15 protein-coding genes and 1 tRNA gene are annotated in these 15224 nt (G+C 45.2%); 2 read left to right on the top strand and 14 right to left on the bottom strand.

The window, feature by feature from the left end:
• Window positions 1-663: 663 nt before the first annotated feature.
• Genes MKY62_RS04800 through MKY62_RS04785 form a run of 4 tightly spaced genes read right to left on the bottom strand, consistent with a single transcriptional unit; the run spans window position 664 to window position 3819 of the window.
• A complete protein-coding gene (locus MKY62_RS04800; protein WP_003180034.1) occupies window positions 664-996 on the bottom strand; it encodes a hypothetical protein in 333 nt (110 codons plus the stop codon).
• Between the two features lie 13 nt (window positions 997-1009).
• Window positions 1010-1540, bottom strand: coding sequence for an NAD(P)H-dependent oxidoreductase (locus MKY62_RS04795; RefSeq protein ID WP_003180033.1), 531 nt, complete (start codon window positions 1538-1540; stop codon window positions 1010-1012).
• Window positions 1541-1557: 17 nt separating this feature from the next.
• Entirely contained in the window at window positions 1558-3147 is a 1590-nt protein-coding gene (locus MKY62_RS04790) for a DHA2 family efflux MFS transporter permease subunit (protein ID WP_003180032.1), read from the bottom strand.
• 39 nt (window positions 3148-3186) lie between these two features.
• Entirely contained in the window at window positions 3187-3819 is a 633-nt protein-coding gene (locus tag MKY62_RS04785; RefSeq protein ID WP_003180031.1) for an HlyD family efflux transporter periplasmic adaptor subunit, read from the bottom strand.
• A gap of 375 nt (window positions 3820-4194) precedes the next feature.
• On the opposite strand from MKY62_RS04785, the gene MKY62_RS04780 reads away from it, so the two are divergent.
• Window positions 4195-5357, top strand: a protein-coding gene (locus MKY62_RS04780; protein WP_144620601.1) for an IS3 family transposase whose coding sequence is annotated in 2 segments (ribosomal slippage) — window positions 4195-4471 and window positions 4471-5357 — 1164 coding nt in all. Because the reading frame shifts where the segments join, the coding sequence is not laid out codon by codon here.
• A 57-nt stretch (window positions 5358-5414) separates the two neighbouring features.
• On the opposite strand, the gene yhbH is transcribed toward MKY62_RS04780, so the two are convergent.
• The 8 genes from yhbH to queG form a co-directional block, all read right to left on the bottom strand.
• A complete protein-coding gene (yhbH, locus tag MKY62_RS04775) occupies window positions 5415-6581 on the bottom strand; it encodes a sporulation protein YhbH (protein ID WP_003180030.1) in 1167 nt (388 codons plus the stop codon).
• Between the two features lie 174 nt (window positions 6582-6755).
• Complete coding sequence (gene prkA, locus MKY62_RS04770; RefSeq protein ID WP_003180029.1) at window positions 6756-8651, bottom strand: serine/threonine protein kinase PrkA; 1896 nt, start codon at window positions 8649-8651, stop codon at window positions 6756-6758.
• Between the two features lie 400 nt (window positions 8652-9051).
• On the bottom strand, window positions 9052-9753 hold the full coding sequence (locus MKY62_RS04765; RefSeq protein WP_003180026.1) for a hypothetical protein: 702 nt from the start codon (window positions 9751-9753) through the stop codon (window positions 9052-9054).
• A gap of 14 nt (window positions 9754-9767) precedes the next feature.
• Entirely contained in the window at window positions 9768-10478 is a 711-nt protein-coding gene (locus MKY62_RS04760) for a polymer-forming cytoskeletal protein (protein WP_003180023.1), read from the bottom strand.
• 14 nt (window positions 10479-10492) lie between these two features.
• The gene (locus MKY62_RS04755) at window positions 10493-11107 is read right to left on the bottom strand and encodes a YhbD family protein (RefSeq protein WP_003180021.1); all 615 of its coding nucleotides are present in this window, start codon (window positions 11105-11107) and stop codon (window positions 10493-10495) included.
• A 91-nt stretch (window positions 11108-11198) separates the two neighbouring features.
• Entirely contained in the window at window positions 11199-11681 is a 483-nt protein-coding gene (gene trmL, locus MKY62_RS04750; RefSeq protein ID WP_085960399.1) for a tRNA (uridine(34)/cytosine(34)/5-carboxymethylaminomethyluridine(34)-2'-O)-methyltransferase TrmL, read from the bottom strand.
• Window positions 11682-11715: 34 nt separating this feature from the next.
• On the bottom strand, window positions 11716-12621 hold the full coding sequence (locus MKY62_RS04745) for an amidase domain-containing protein (protein ID WP_009328996.1): 906 nt from the start codon (window positions 12619-12621) through the stop codon (window positions 11716-11718).
• 63 nt (window positions 12622-12684) lie between these two features.
• On the bottom strand, window positions 12685-13833 hold the full coding sequence (gene queG / locus MKY62_RS04740) for a tRNA epoxyqueuosine(34) reductase QueG (protein ID WP_003180014.1): 1149 nt from the start codon (window positions 13831-13833) through the stop codon (window positions 12685-12687).
• An 80-nt stretch (window positions 13834-13913) separates the two neighbouring features.
• Here queG and MKY62_RS04735 point away from each other — a divergent pair, with 80 nt between their 5' ends.
• Window positions 13914-14543 carry a hypothetical protein gene (locus MKY62_RS04735; RefSeq protein WP_009328997.1) on the top strand — a complete coding sequence of 210 codons (630 nt, stop codon included), beginning with the start codon at window positions 13914-13916 and terminating at the stop codon, window positions 14541-14543.
• A gap of 108 nt (window positions 14544-14651) precedes the next feature.
• Here MKY62_RS04735 and MKY62_RS04730 read toward each other — a convergent pair.
• Window positions 14652-14725: transfer RNA gene (locus MKY62_RS04730), tRNA-Gly, on the bottom strand.
• Between the two features lie 141 nt (window positions 14726-14866).
• Window positions 14867-15136, bottom strand: coding sequence for a 30S ribosomal protein S14 (gene rpsN / locus MKY62_RS04725; protein ID WP_003180010.1), 270 nt, complete (start codon window positions 15134-15136; stop codon window positions 14867-14869).
• Window positions 15137-15224: the final 88 nt, after the last annotated feature.

Genomic DNA, 15224 nt, shown 5'->3' with positions numbered 1-15224 from the left:
ATTTTTCTTGTCCTTTAACAGGTTCCACGCTTTGTTTATACGGAAATCGGAAAAATTGGTTTCATAATAGTGAATATATCCTTGACCCGAAATGGACGCAGAACATATCAAGCTCTGTTAAATAGAGACGTTCTTCGTCTCCTTTCTGGCTGTTCATCATGAAATTTGAAATCAGCATTTAAAGAAATGCTCCAGAATCTCTGCACTTTCTGGAATAAGCCGCTCTTGATGAACAGCGCCTCGAATAATCCATAAGCATCGTAGATCAACAAGGAAATGTCCCGGATGATTTTTTGATAGCCGAATATTTTCTGAGCGCTCATCTATCGTTCGAAAGAACATCACTCATGTGGAAAAAAACACGCAGCCTAAACAGACAGCGATATTGACGAGAAGCAAATGACGCGGAAAACAGGCTGTTGCTGCTTCGGATCAGAACGTTTCTGACAATCAGCTCGAAAATGAATAAACGGCGCGAAATATCAATTGGTATACAACAGCAATAACGCATTGTTGTTCGAATTTATAACTAAAGCTGCGTCTTCCCTTCCAGACCGAGCTGTATCAGAGTACTGCATCAGTAGTGCGGGGGGAATCGGAAGTAATATTGCAAAAAAAGCGCAAATAAAAAAGCAAACCCGCTGGTGCCCAGCGAATTTGCCTTTAATCCTGTTCCCGTTTTTTCATGGATTTTAATGCGTTTCGGTAATCCATATCGTCCATTTCCGTCTTCTCGGGATATTTTTTTTCCTCTTTTGGTTGTTGAAGTTTTTGCAGGATCGCCCGATAGGTTTGATCATTCATTTCGAACGGATCTTGCTGATCGGCTTTAACCTGCTCAGGCTCTTCTTCTTCCTGAACCTGAGGAATGCCAGCCGCAGATGCAGCTTTATCCTCATGTTCGGGTTTATCCTGAGAAGACGCCGACCGCACATTAAATACCACCAGACCGATAATGACGAGGACAGCAGCGATGATGGTCAGTATAATGGTCATGTCAAATCGCTCCTCACTGTCCTGCTGTAAAGCGGTCTGTCACCTGGGCGACGCGTCTGCCTAAAGCCCGGCCCAGCTCCAGGCCTTCCTCGCCGATCAATTCGTCACTGTCGACAGGACACGTGATGCCTGCACCGTAATAAGACCCGTATAAAGCATTTTCAGGTACATTTCCAGGCAAGCCGACGACCATCATGCCTTGATGAAGCATCGGTGTTATTAAGTTGAGCATTGTCGCCTCAAGACCGCCGTGGGTCGTCGCCGTTGTGCAGAAGACTGCGCCGATCTTATTGATCAGCTTTCCTTCCGCCCAAAGGTAGCCCAGCCTGTCGATCCAAGTTTTTAATCCGGAGCTGATTGTACCGAAATGGCCCGGGCATCCCCAGATGATAGCGTCCATTTCTTCGAGCTTTCTAATATCCGCCTGGCTGACATGATCGATCCGCACGTCTGCAGCATCATGTTCCCCCGCGCCTTCTGCAATGGCTTCAGCCAGCTTTTTCGTATGCTCGCCTTCACTGTCGTAAACAACATAAATTTTCATGTCAGAACCTCCTCATTTTAAGATTCTTTCGCTTCTTTAGGAGCCGGAAGCAATGTCAGCTCCTGCGCTTTGTTCTTCCTGCGCAGCTTGTCTTTTCTGACATCCCTCAAAAACAGGCTGAGAACGAGACCGATGACACAGAACCCGGCCGCCCACATAAACGCGTCATTAATACCCATGACGTTCGAGTTGAGCTGCGCCTGTCCGGTCAAATATTTCACGACATATTGTTGTGCTTGTTCGAGAGATATATGCATCGATTGCGCGGTTGACTGAATCGTTGACTGCAATGTGCTCATAAATGACGGATCAGCCGTATTTGTCTGATCGGCCATTGATGCATAGTGGAATGTCGTACGATTCGTATAAATCGTCGTGATCAAGCTCGTTCCGATCGAACCGCTGATTTGGCGAAGCGTATTCGACATCGCCGTTCCGTGGCTGTTTAGATGCTGCGGAAGCTGGTTCATGCCGGCAGTCATAATCGGCATCATCAGCATAGACATCCCAAACGCCCGAATCGCATAGATCAGCACGATGTACATATACGGCGTATCGATCGTAAGCGTCGTAAATTCGTAGGTCGTCACAACGGTGATCAATAAACCGACAATCGCCAGCGGCCTTGGGCCGACTTTATCAAATAAAATTCCTGAGATCGGCGACATCACAAGCATGACGAGTGCGCCCGGCAGCATAAGAAGCCCCGACTGAAGCGCTGTAAAACCGACCAGGTTTTGCAAATAAATCGGAATCAGGAACATTCCGGCATACAAAGCAACCGTAATGATGGCGTTGATCACGCTTGACAGTGAAAACATATCGTATTTGAACACTCTGAAGTCAAGCATCGGTTCTTTCGATTTCAACTGCTGGATGATAAAAGCGGCAATGCCGATTACACCGATCACAACTGTAGAAAGTACGATCGGATCATCCCAGCCGTCTGAGCCGGCTTCGCTCACGCCATACAGCAACGCCGCAAATCCGACGACTGAAAGAATCGCGCCTGCTGTATCCAATTTGATTTTTTTAGGTTCCGTCATATTTTTAAATAGGAAAAAACCGAAAATGATGACGATGACACCAACCGGCACAAGGCTGTAAAACATGATCCGCCAGCTGTAGTTTTCAATGACCCAGCCGGATAGAGTCGGACCGACAGCAGGAGCAAACATCATCGCAAGGCCAAAGATCCCCATTCCTTTCCCGCGGCTTTCCGGAGGAAAGATAAAGAGAATCGTCGTCATGACCAAAGGCTGAAGTATGCCTCCGCCGACTGCCTGAATGAGGCGTCCGGTTAACATCGTCGAGAAATTAGGCGAAATTCCGCATATCAGCGTTCCGGCCGTAAACAGCAGCATGGCCGTTAAAAACAGGCTCCGTCCGCCGAACCGCATAATCAGAAAGGCTGATAAAGGAATCAAAACGCCGTTGACAAGCATATATCCGGTTGTCAGCCATTGAATCGTTGTGGCGCTCACATTGAACTCTGTCATGAGATGAGGCATCGCCACATTCAGCAGCGTTTGGTTTAAAATGGCCAGAAACAAGCCGGCCATTAATATGATAAGCAGTGACATATTTCCTTTTTTCTGAGAAGCCACTTATGACATCCTCCTTTCGCTCGTTTTTATTTCCCCCGGTTATTTTGAAATTTTCACGGATGCGTTCATTCCCGGCAGCACTTTGTCAGACGGGTTTTTGATTGAAATTTTCACAGGTACTTTCTGCGTTACTTTCGTGTAGTTTCCGCTTGAATTGCTTTGAGAAAGCAAGTCAAATGTTGAGTTTGTCGCATAGCCGATTTCTTCGACATTTCCTTCAAATGTAGTGCCTGAATCACCGTCAACGACGATATCGACTTTGTCCCCTTTTTCGATGTCTTTCAGGTCGTTTTCTTCAATGTTAGCAGTAATGTACAGATGATCCATGTCGATTGTTTTCGCAAGCGTTTGACCGGCTTGTACGATCTGGCCTTCCTTCGCTTCGTTTTTGACAATCGTTCCGTCCATGATCGACTTCACGTCAACCGTTTGTTCCCCTTTGATTTTCGCTGTTTTTTCGTCCTTCGAAACTTTTGATCCTTCTTTCAAATCCCAATCTGCGAGCTTCCCTGATGCAGGCGCCGTAATATCGGCCATCTCGCCTGCCACGTGCGCTTCATCGGTTTTCACATAGCTGATGCTGTCATAATAGAAATACGCACCTCCTGCTAAGATGGCAAGCACGATGATGAGTCCGATAATGTTCGTCGCAATTAAACGTCCTTTGCTCATGTTTTATTTCTCCTTTCATATCCTTATATTTTGGGTGAAGCCGGTTTGAACGGCTCCCTCGGTTTTGCTTTTCCTATTTCCTGCTCAGCAGCTTGCGGGACGTGTACTGAATAAGTTGTTCAAAACTGAGCAAGAAAGATCGGAAACGGTAAATTTGTTTTTACCTCTGCACAACAAAATAAATAGTTAACAAGATTAAATATTAGTTAAAGTAATAAAGAATGTCAATAACCTTGCACTTAAAATTTTGATTTAAATATTTTCCAAACAAAAAACCTCCGGCAGCGGAGTGGAGAGACCCAAATAAATGAGACAAGGAAAAAACACCCCCTGAATCGTATTAATACAATATGATTCTTAGGAGGGTGTTTTTCTATGGGCACAAGAGTACATTACGCAGAAGAAGTAAAATGGGAAGTAATTAAAATGAAACAAGCTGGAATGACAAACAAAGAAATAATGGAACAACTGGGGATAAAAAATAAGACTCAAATTAAAACATGGATGCGATGGTACAAAACAGGCCAAACCTATCGATTTTCGCAACAAGTTGGAAAACAATATTCCTACGGTAAAGAATCGGAGGAAATGAGTGAGCTAGAAGAATTAAAACTAAAGAATAAACAGCTAGAGGCTCAATTGGCAATTATAAAAAAGTACCAGGAGATCGAAAGGAGTTGGAGCCACGAGTCATTGTCCAAGTTGTAGAAGAACTCTCAGCCACTTTTAAAATAATTGATATTCTTGGAGTATTAGGCATACCTAAGTCAACATATTACCGTTGGAAAAAGAAGTATAAAAAAGTTGAGCTAACTTCATTAGAAGAGCTAGTAATCAAGCTGTGTAAGAAAAACTTCTATCACTATGGTCATCGTAAAATTAAATCCATCTTAAACAGAAAGTATGGGATAAATGTAAACCGCAAAACTGTACAAAAAATTATGCAAAAGTTTGAGATTCAGTGTCAAGTTAAGAAGAAGCGACAAAAGTACATTTGTGGTGAGAGTAATATTATTGTGCCGAACACTCTCAATCGTAATTTTAAAGCAAGCCGATTAAATGAAAAATGGGTAACCGACATTACCTACTTACCTTATGGCTCGACTATGTTATATTTATCAACGATTATGGACTTATATAACAACGAAATAGTGGCTTACAAAATAGGTACGAGCCAAGATATTAACCTAGTATTAGACATATTGAGGGAAGCTGTAGAATTACGTAAACCAGTAGGGTTACTTCTTCATAGCGACCAGGGATCTGTCTATACTTCACATGCATATCAGAATTTGGCCAAAGAAAAAGGCATTACCACAAGCATGTCTCGAAAAGGAAACTGCCATGATAATGCCGTCATTGAATCCTTTCACTCCTCGCTAAAGTCGGAAGGATTTAACGCTCAAAGTAGAGCATCTATATCCAATTCTAAAGTAGTACAAATTGTAAATCAATACATGTATCGATATAATCATGTACGAATTCAGGCAAAATTAAACTACCTGTCCCCACTGGAATACAGGGGACAGGCAGCATAGGTGTTTTTTCTAAGTCTCATTTTAACGGGTCAGTTCAGAGGTTTAATTCAGGTTTTTTCATGTATATTGGTGCCGTTCTTCATTGTTGAAGAAGCTCTTCAGAGCCTGAAAAACATCGGCTTTCTGTTTCAGCACATAATACTTGAATTTTTCATTTTTAATATTTTTGTAGGCTGACATTAAAGTTGAATGTCTGTTGTACTGGTTGACTTCGCCGTAGCAAAATATATTCGCTTTCTCCATAATCTCTCCGACAAGCTTGACGCACCGCGCGTTGTCGGATGTCAGATTATCGCCGTCCGAAAAATGAAACGGATAAATGTTATAGCGTGTCGGATGGTATTTGTCTTCGATCAGCTCGAGGGATTTGCGGTATACAGATGAACAAATTGTTCCCCCGCTTTCCCCTTTCGAAAAGAAATCTTCTTCTGATACCACTTTGGCCTCTGTATGATGGGCGATAAACTCGATATCGACCGTTTCATACTTTGTCCGTAAAAAACGTGTCATCCAAAAGAAAAAACTTCGCGCCATATATTTTTCCCAAACGCCCATCGATCCGCTCGTATCCATCATGGCGAGCACAACGGCTTTTGATTCAGGCTTTACAGAGTCATTCCACGTTTTAAATTTTAAGTCTTCGGGATAGATTGGATAAAACGACGGTTTTCCAGTCATTGCGTTTCGCTTAAATGCGCTGAGCATCGTTCTTTTCTTATCGATGTTGCCCGTCAAACCCGTTTTGCGGATATCGTTGAATTCAATATCTTCGACAACGATATCATCGCGCTCTTTCTGTTCTAAATTCGGCAGCTCCATTTCGCTGAAGAGCGCCTCTTCCAAATCGATTAACGAAACTTCCGCTTCATAATAATCTTCACCGGCCTGATCGCCCGCTCCCTGGCCTTTGCCGGCGCCCCGCTTATCAGAGCCGTCCCTTGCGACGATATCTCCTACTTGGCTGTCGCCGTCTCCCTGGCCGGCATGTTTATTTTTATCATAGTTATAGCGGATTTTATACTCATCCAACGAGCGAATCGGAATTTTGACAATATCTTTGCCGTTGGACATAATGATGCTTTCTTCTGTAATCAGGTCAGGCAGATTGTTTTTGATCGCGTCCTGCACCTTTTTCTGGTGACGCTGTTGGTCATCATACCCTTTTCGGTGGAGGGACCAGTCTTCCTGAGAAATAATAAAATGGCCATTGTCTTTATGGGACATGAATTCCCCTCCTTATTGATAATCCCCTTAAATGGCTTCGGTTTATAGGTCAAAGTCCTGCGGATGCAAGTCTAAAAGTGTTTATTGTTATCTTATGCAGGTGCAAATAACTTTTGACAAACAATTTTGAAAATGGGACAAAAGGACCCGCCCTTCTCCGGACGGGTCTTCAAGCTACCGGTTTAATAAGCTTCCTACATATTTTAAGAGTTCGTTTGCGCTTGTCGAGTTGTAGCCGTGCTCATCAATGAGACGGGCGACGACCTCGTTGATTTTCTTGAGCTGCTGTTCGTCCGGCGTTTTTGTCGACGTCGTGATTTTGACGACATCTTTCAAGTCTGCAAACAGCTTTTTCTGAATCGCTTCCCTGAGCCGCTCATGGGAATTATAATCAAATCGCTTCCCTTTTCTTGCATAGGCAGAAATGCGGATGAGAATTTCTTCTCGGAATGCCTTTTTCGCATTTTCGGAAATGCCGATTTGTTCTTCTATTGACCTCATCAGCTTTTCATCCGGATTCATCTCTTCTCCTGTCAGCGGATCGCGGAGCTTAATTTTATTGCAGTACGCTTCGACATTATCAAGATAATTGTCCATCAGCGTTTTCGCCGACTCCTCATAAGAGTATACAAACGCTTTTTGGACTTCTTTCTTCGCCATTTCGTCGTACTCTTTTCTGGCGGCGGAAATAAAGTTCAAATAGCGCTCGCGGTCTTCTGCCGAAATCGACGGATGCTGGCCGAGTCCTTCTTTTAAAGAACGGAGGACATCGAGCGCATTGATCGACTCCATATTTTTGCGGATGATCGTCGACGAGATCCGGTTGATGACATAACGCGGATCGATTCCGCTCATTCCTTCATCAGTGTATTCTTTTTTCAAATCCTCGACATCGACTGAATTGTATCCTTCAACGCTCTCTCCGTCATACAGCCTCATTTTTTTGACGAGATCAATGTCTGACCTCTTCGGCTCCTTCAGCCTTGTCAAAATTGAAAACATCGCGGCCACTTTTAGCGTGTGCGGCGCAATATGAACATCAGACACATCGCTTTCAGCGATCATTTTCTCATAAATTCTTTCCTCTTCCGATACTTTTAAATTATATGGAATCGGCATGACGATAATCCGCGAATGGAGCGCCTCGTTTTTCTTATTGGATATAAATGAACGGTATTCGGTTTCATTCGTGTGGGCTACGATCAATTCATCCGCTGAGATGAGCGCGAACCGGCCCGCTTTGAAATTCCCTTCCTGTGTAAGCGATAAAAGGTGCCAGAGGAATTTTTCATCGCATTTCAGCATTTCCTGAAATTCCATCATTCCTCTGTTCGCTTTGTTTAATTCTCCGTCGAACCGGTATGCGCGCGGATCGGATTCCGATCCGTATTCGGCAATCGTCGAGAAATCAATGCTTCCCGTCAGATCGGCGATATCCTGCGATTTAGGGTCTGACGGACTGAACGTGCCGATCCCCGTCCGTTTATCCTCTGAAAAAAAGATTCTTTCAACCTTCACGTCTTCTATTCTTCCGCCGTATTCCTGTTCAAGCCTCATCATGTTCAACGGGGACAGGTTTCCTTGAATGCGGATGCCGTATTCATTGTAAAAATCGTCCCGCAGATGCTGAGGGATTAAATGAAGCGGATCTTCATGCATTGGGCAGCCCTTAATCGCATAGACAGCCCCTTCATCTGTAAGAGAGTATGCTTCAAGCCCCCTTTTCAGCATGGTGACCAAAGTCGATTTCCCCCCGCTGACAGGCCCCATCAAAAGCAGGATTCTTTTTCTGACATCAAGGCGTTTCGCGGCCGGATGAAAGTATTCTTCAACAAGGCGTTCCAAAGGCTCTTCAAGACCAAACAGCTCTTTGTCAAAGAAGCTGTATACTTTTTTGCCGTCTTTCTCTTCAATGCCGCTGTCTTTAATCATATTGTAAACGCGGGAATGAGCAGATTGCGCGACAGTCGGATTTTCTCTTACGATTTCCAGATATTCAGCGAAGGTTCCTTCCCATTTCAGACGCTGCTCTTCCTCTCTATACTGTTCAATCTTTTTTAATATATCCATAAGAACCTCCTATATGATGATAAATGCAAGGTGCCAAGTGAATCACTGTTACATTCACTCTATGCGAAGATGTCCCTTTAGATGCTTTTCATATGAAAAATGAAATGTACTTTCCTCGAATTGACAAGGCTGGAGCAAACCATTCATAATAAGAGCAGAAAAGTTCCGTCCGCATGTGCTCCTGCGGAACGGCTCGCCGCATCGGTGCAGATGACAACAAGGGATCAAGGATGAGAGGGGGATTTTAATGAGAACGCTGATCATGATGGGGGTCATCCTCGCGTTTCTCGTATCCATATTTACTGCCGGATACGAAAGCAAACCCGGAAAGTAAAATTAAAAAAGAAAAAAGGATGGCTCACTTTTAAAGCCATCCCTTTTTTCACAACATAACACTGTTTTATTGCTGTTGATCCTCATTTACCTCAGACTTCGGAGATACCCGGTAGCTGCTCTTGTATTCAACTTTCTCAATCTTGCATCCCGGTCCTATATGCACGCGGTTTCCTCTGACCATTCGGGCCGCCGTGTTTTCCAGGTAAATATCGTCTCCTTCAATCGTCCCTGCCGAGAGAGTACCTCCGTTTCTATTAAACAACAGCCCGCGTTTATTGACGATCTTAATATCCGTACCGCCGATATCGCCAATCGAACTGTTTCCGTACTTTAAGCCGATGTCAATCACACCTGCGTTCAGGAGGCCCTTTACATCCAGGCTGCCCGTCAGTTTAAAATCCTCTGCCTCGCAATCGCCTCTTACGTTCAGGGCGCCTTTGACATCGCAAGTGTCAGCCGTCATATTTCCCCCGATATTGATGATGCCTTTCACGGCTGCATCGCTGATCTCGGCGTTCTCAGAAACATCCGCCGTGCCGTATACTCTGGCTTTGTCAGCTTTCAGCCTCCCCCGGATCTCTGTTTCCCCGTGTACACTAAAGCTTTTAATTTTCGCGTCGCCTGACAGTTCGCTTGTACCGTGTGTACTGAATTTTTCGCAATCAATGTTTCCCGTGATCATTCCTTCACCTCTAATGAGAACACGATGGAATGATCCGCCCCCCGCGCTTCCGGATCCGTGTATTTTCAAGTCGTGTTTCTTCATGTCCTATCCCTCCGCTATAATTTCCTTTTCTCTCCGACTTTTGCCGTTTCGGCCACCCGGATATCTTCCTTATACTCAATCAGGCCGATGTCGCAATTTTCGCCGATGATAACCGAATTGCCGCGGACAACTTTTGCGGTCGTATTGGCAAGTTCGATATGATCCCCTTCAATCAGCTCGGCAGACAGCCTTGGAGGAGAAATAAGCTCCGATAAAAACGAGAACAGCTTCGATTGATGTGCAGTGCAGACGATCCTCCGGCAGCCGATTTCTTTCACTTTACTTTCGCCGCCGTGAACCTTAATTTCGATTTGCTCCGCGTTTAACAGCCCGTCGATTGTAAAATAGCCTTCTGCAGAAAAATGTTCCACTTGGCAGTCTTTGCCGATCGACGTTTTTCCGCGAACGATCGCTTCGTCGCCTTTCACATGTCCGCTAATGCCGGCGTAGCCTAAGATTTTAAGCTTTTCTGCTTCGACATCGCCATCCACTTTTGCAGAACCATCAATTCTAACCTTTGAAGCCTCGATGGCGCCGTTTAGTTTTGCATGGCCGCTGATTCTCAGCTCATCCGCTTTTACGTCTCCGTTTACAGTCCCGGTGCCGCTGCAGCTGAACCTTTCGCAGTCAATATCGCCGTTAATCGTACCTTTGCCGTTTAACTCAACCGTTTGATACGCGCCTCCGCCTGAACTGCCGAATCCGTTTATCAATAAATTCTCCATCTTTGATCCTCCAATTACATGAATTTTGTTTTCAATTCTTCACTGCTCGCCGCCAGATTGATGTCAGCGGCTACCTTGACTCCCTTTTCCAACACAATGCTGCCCTCGGCAATCAGACATGTTGCAACGCCGAGCTTCCGGAGCACAAGCAGCCTTCCCTTGTTTTCCGCCTCGTTCGACATGATGACATCCAGCACCATTTTCCCTTCATCCAGGCTGATGTCGCCGGATTGAAGCAAGCCTTCCAGCACATAAGCCGCAAGTGCTTCTGTCAAATTAAATGGATGATCGCGTTTTCCGGTGCATTCTTCAAAAAACGCCATGACCGCTTCTGAAACGATGCCTTTTTTTAGCAGCTCCCCGCGGCTCGCGTTTAGTTCGGTCAAATCGGGCGAAAACATTTCCGCCATCTCATCAAGGGAAAGGTTTTCTTTCATGCTTTGAATGGTTTCAATTCTTTTTAAAATGTCTTCCCTCGGAAAAAACGTTTCTTGTCCGGTGAACGTAGACTTCCGGATAAACCACTCTTCAGGTATTAAATTTTTCCGTTTCCATCTATAGAGCTGTCCGTACGAGATCGAAGTCAAATCCAGCAGCTCTTTTTTTGAAATTAAATCATCCTGAACCATCTGTTTCAGCTCCTTCACACACATTGTAACATAACACTGTTACATTGGAAAACAAAAAAAGAGCCCCTTTTGAAAAAGGGCTCTTTACCTATTAAGTCAAATCTCTGTAATTCTGCTGGCGAAGCGCCTCATACACGAGGATTGCCGCAGTGTTTGATAAGTTCAGTGATCTGACGTGCTCTGTCATCGGCAGGCGCAGACAGCGATCCATGTTTTGTTCGATCAGCTCTTTCGGCAAGCCGTTCGTCTCTCTGCCGAAGACAAAGAAGTAATCTTCGTTTTGATCTGAATAATCAAATGAAGTGTGCGGTTTTTGACCGAACTTTGTAATGAAGAAAAAACGGCCTTCAGGATGGGCATCAAACAATTCATCCAATGAGTCGTGGTAGACGACATTGACGAATTCCCAATAATCAAGACCTGCCCGCTTGAGCATTTTATCGTCGGTTGAAAAGCCGAGCGGTCTGATTAAATGAAGTGTTGCATCTGTTGCTGCACAAGTCCGTGCGATATTTCCTGTGTTTGCAGGAATTTCTGGTTGATATAGTACGACATGCAATGCCAAAGTATTCACCTCTGTTTTTCTAATCCGCTGTTTATTATACCACTCATTTCGATTTTGTCGTATCATCTGATATATGAAAAAACGCATATCGAATCGATGAAGTATAAGCAGGCGAATCTTCGTAAGACCAGTACCTCATCCGGCAGTCGTGCGTTTGCGCGTTCACCAGCGGCATATTGCTTTTATCCTTCGCTGTCACAAGGGCCACGTGGTCAAATCTGCCGTCTCCGTTAAAATCATAGCAGATGACATCGCCTTCGATCAGCTCTTTCGCAGCCGGCTTTTGAACCGCTCGGAGACCGGCTTTTGAATGCTTCAAAAAGGTTCTGAGCGAATGAGCGACAGTCCAGCTGTAGCTCCAGGAATGGTTTTGCATCCACCAGCCCTTGCCTCTGTTCGGATAGCCGCGCATCGGCGCATCTCCGGCCCTTATGCACTGGGAAATAAAGTTTGTGCAATTGTCTTCAAAGTTTTTATAAGCAGGATTTCGTTTATTCCAATACGTTTCAGCATAGCGCACCGCGGCAAGCCGGTCATAGCGGAACGCCCTTCCCAGCAATTCGCGCATATCTTCATCGCCGTTTTCAGGCTCAGGATGAGACTGTGCGGCCGGACGCAGGGCCTCGGAGTCTTTAATGACCATCTGATCATACAAAAGGGCGTTTCTGTCTTCCATATGTTCTTCCATATACATATCATCCCCGTCTTTGCACAAATATGCGGTATGGGTTTGATAGTTCACATGTGACGCGCCGTCTTCATCAAGCCAATGCTCTTTTACAGCCGCTTCTATATTGGCCTTCACGATATGCACGCCGCGTTTTTGAAAAAGCCTCCGCTTCCGTTCAATGACTTCAAAACCTCCGGCATCCCGCCAGTTTGTTTCATCATTGCCGTTAATTAAGTATTGAAGTCTGGCTTTCAGGAGCTGCTCGATGATCTGTTTCAAGGGCTACACCACCATATGTTTGTTAATTCGTTTCTCATCATTAAACATATGTCAGGACAGCCCTCAATTAGTCGCACTCGTTTCTTTTAACAGGCCGATGCCTTTTTGAATTTCAGCTTTTGCGTCTTCATCCTGCTCGTGCGCGAGCGCGCGCTCCAATTCACTCATCACATCCGCTCCGCCGATCTTTCCGACAGCCCATGCGGCGGTTCCCCTGATGACCGGCCGCGGATCTTTGTGCATCAGCTCAATCAGTTCAGGGAGAGCGTCCGTTTCTTTAAAATGGGCAAGTGCGATAATCGCATTTCTCTGAATCGGCTTTTTGCCTCTCCATGAGCCGGCCACGTGGCCGAACTTTTCTTTGAATTCGCGATTCGACATCGTCAGAAGCGGCTTTAAAAGCGGCTTGGCAATCTCAGGGTCCGGCTCCATTTCAGGATGCAGATGAAAATCGACCCCTTTATTTTTCGGGCATACCATCTGGCACGTATCACAGCCGTAGATCCTGTTTCCGATTTTCGTACGGAACTCGTCAGGCAGAAAACCCTTTGTCTGCGTCTGAAAAGCGATGCAGCGCTGGGAGTTGAGCTGCCCAGGCTTGACGAGCGCGCCGGTCGGGCATGCCTCGATGCACTTGTTGCATGAGCCGCATTGGTCTTCGATCCTCTCATCAGGCTCAAAGGGAATATTCGTAATCATTTCCGCCAAGTAAACGTAAGATCCGAATTCAGGCGTAATGATCATGCAGTTCTTTCCGCTCCAGCCGATGCCCGCACGCTCTGCGACAGCTCTGTCTGAAAGCTCACCGGTGTCCACCATCGACTTCGTTCTGACATCGCTTCGCTGTGCTTTCAAAAATTCTTCAAGCTGATCAAGCTTTTCGCGCAGGACATGATGATAATCCTTTCCCCAGGAAGCTCTGCAAAAGATGCCCCTTCGTTCGCCTTTCTTGCTTCTCGGCGCGTCTTTCATTTTTGAGGGGTATGCAAGGGCGATGGCGATAATCGACTTCGCCTTCGGCAAAAGCAGATCCGGGTTCGTCCGTTTTTCAAGATCGGGTTCTTCAAAGCCTGATTCATAGCCAAGGGCCCGGTTCTCAATCAATCGTTCTTTTAATGTTTCAAATGTATCTGCACTGGCGAACCGGATTTTATCAATGCCGATTTGCTGTGCGAATTCGATGACATCCTGTTTCAGTTTTTTCACATCCATCGCGCAGAGCCTCCTTTCTTTGTTTTCGTTTTCGCTCTCTGTATAATAGAGTGTACCATGACACGGGAGTTGAATTAAAATTGGAACTTCGTTTGCAAATTGCGCCTGCTATTTTAAACCGCATTCCTTCATTTAAGGTTGGCGCTGTGTTATATCAAGGTATTGAGATCAACGGCTCCCCGCAAATGCTTAAAGGCCGGCTCCGCCTTTTTCAGGAATCGCTGTTTTTTGACTATGCCGACCGCAGTATCGAAGATGAATCGGCCGTAAAAGAATGGCATGATGCCTTCAGGGAGCTGAATCCGTCTTTTTCAGGCCGGGAAAGCGGACTCGAACGGATGCTGGAAGACATCAAAGAGCAGCGCTTTGTCGAGCCGAAAAATTCAGCGGTTGATCTGAGCCGTTTTTTCTCTCTCAAATATTTGATTCCGGTTCATATATATGACGCCCGGAATTTGAAGGGGCCGATCAAAATCGAACCCGGCGGCCCGGACGAGATCATCACGTTCTCCGATGATGCGGGAGCATTCGGCACGATCACCGAAAACCTCAGTCTTCATCATGCAGGAGCGGACACAAAAGATGCCTTGCAGCTCGTCTTTTTCAGGCCGTCATTATCTAAAGAAGAAGCCAGCCGGCTGCTCGATTCTTTGACAAAAATGTTTGAACAAATTCACGGCGGCAGGCACATTTCAGCCGTCTTTCCGTAAAAACCTGTTCTTGAAAAGAGCAGGTTTTTTATGATGATTTCATACATGAAAAAACGCAATGCTTCGTTTAATCTGAGAAACGAAACACTGCGTTATAAACAGTATGTATGGAGCGGGTGATGGGAATCGAACCCACGACATCAGCTTGGAAGGCTGAGGTTTTACCACTAAACTACACCCGCATATGATCACTAAAAACAACATCATCGTTTTGACTTTTATTATGTTACACGTTTATTAAAATTTCGTCAAGGGTATATTAAAAATTTGTCGAAAAAAAACGCCGATTTAACATCGGCAGCTTTTTTCCGGACATTGACAGATTACCAGCTGGATTTCTTCACACCTGGAATCTGGCCTTTATATGCTAATTCTCTGAACGCGATCCGCGACATTTTAAACTTTCTCATATATCCTCTCGGCCTTCCGGTCACTTCGCAGCGGTTATGCAGCCTTGCTGGCGCCGAGTCGCGCGGAAGCTTGCTCAAAGCTCTGTAATCGCCTTTTTCTTTTAGTTCTTTTCTGAGTTCTGCATATTGTTCAACAAGCTTTTGGCGCTTTTTTTCTTTAGCAATTTTTGATTTCTTGGCCACTCTGAGTATCCTCCTTTATTCCAAAGCGTAATGATTACGATTTAAATTTACCACAACCTGACTGCCGATGCAAATAAAAAAAGCCTGC

It is taken from the genome of Bacillus sp. FSL R7-0646 (assembly GCF_037969865.1).
Lineage (GTDB): Bacteria > Bacillota > Bacilli > Bacillales > Bacillaceae > Bacillus > Bacillus licheniformis.
Note: the sequence above shows the minus strand (reverse complement) of the source record. Positions and strands in the feature narration are given on the sequence as shown.

What these genes read in the sequence shown, in the direction of transcription:
- MKY62_RS04800 (WP_003180034.1), bottom strand. Translation starts at nt 996, where the DNA reads ATGACCATTATACTGACCATCATCGCTGCTGTCCTCGTCATTATCGGT.
- MKY62_RS04795 (WP_003180033.1), bottom strand. Translation starts at nt 1,540, where the DNA reads ATGAAAATTTATGTTGTTTACGACAGTGAAGGCGAGCATACGAAAAAG.
- MKY62_RS04785 (WP_003180031.1), bottom strand. Translation starts at nt 3,819, where the DNA reads ATGAGCAAAGGACGTTTAATTGCGACGAACATTATCGGACTCATCATC.
- yhbH (WP_003180030.1), bottom strand. Translation starts at nt 6,581, where the DNA reads ATGTCCCATAAAGACAATGGCCATTTTATTATTTCTCAGGAAGACTGG.
- prkA (WP_003180029.1), bottom strand. Translation starts at nt 8,651, where the DNA reads ATGGATATATTAAAAAAGATTGAACAGTATAGAGAGGAAGAGCAGCGT.
- MKY62_RS04765 (WP_003180026.1), bottom strand. Translation starts at nt 9,753, where the DNA reads ATGAAGAAACACGACTTGAAAATACACGGATCCGGAAGCGCGGGGGGC.
- MKY62_RS04760 (WP_003180023.1), bottom strand. Translation starts at nt 10,478, where the DNA reads ATGGAGAATTTATTGATAAACGGATTCGGCAGTTCAGGCGGAGGCGCG.
- MKY62_RS04755 (WP_003180021.1), bottom strand. Translation starts at nt 11,107, where the DNA reads ATGGTTCAGGATGATTTAATTTCAAAAAAAGAGCTGCTGGATTTGACT.
- queG (WP_003180014.1), bottom strand. Translation starts at nt 13,833, where the DNA reads ATGGATGTGAAAAAACTGAAACAGGATGTCATCGAATTCGCACAGCAA.